This is a genomic window from Vibrio sp. 704, from assembly GCF_033339295.1.
On the sequence record NZ_JAWOUH010000779.1, the window covers coordinates 1 to 574 of the forward strand.

The 574-nt window shown below is 44.3% G+C and carries 1 protein-coding gene and 1 pseudogene; both read right to left on the reverse strand.

The features are described 5' to 3' along the window. Positions 1-274, reverse strand: a 274-nt coding sequence (locus R7R24_RS29070; RefSeq protein WP_318120507.1) for an NAD(P)-binding protein, incomplete at its 3' end; no start/stop codon positions are given. Positions 275-285: 11 nt separating this feature from the next. Continuing rightward, positions 286-574: pseudogene (locus R7R24_RS29075) on the reverse strand (short-chain dehydrogenase); the annotation flags it as partial.

Consider the following 574-nt stretch of genomic DNA (forward strand, 5'->3'; position numbering starts at 1 on the left):
TGCCATCGTTTCTCACGCTGAAACTCATTTGCGTCGGAATACCTTCCACGCCAATTTCGTTCATCATTTTGATAAAGTTTGGATATGTACGGTCGTTGTATACAATGAACCCTGTATCAATCGCATAATCCTCATTCCCGACACGTACATCAACCGTCGCCGTATGACCACCAATATAATCGTTGACTTCGAACAAAGTGATATCGTGTTGTTGGTGCAGATAGTACCCACATGTCAGTCCAGAAATTCCAGTGCCTACAATAGCGATTTTCATGCTTCTTCCTTTTAAGATACGAGTTTAGCCGTCAGCCTTGCTTGCCAACTGTATGGAAGCAACGAGATAAAGCGGAGAATGCCTGTAAATCTCGCCGGAAAATAAATGTGGCTTTTATTCGCCGCTAGCTGCTTTCTCAATAATTGAGACGCTTGCTTGGTTGAAATGATCATAGGCATCTCAAAGGTGTTTTTATCCGTTAGGGGCGTTTCAACAAACCCAGGAAACACAGTAATCACTTTGATGCCTTTCTTCTTAAGATCCACAGCGAGCGTGCGCGCAAAGCAGCTCACTGCCGCT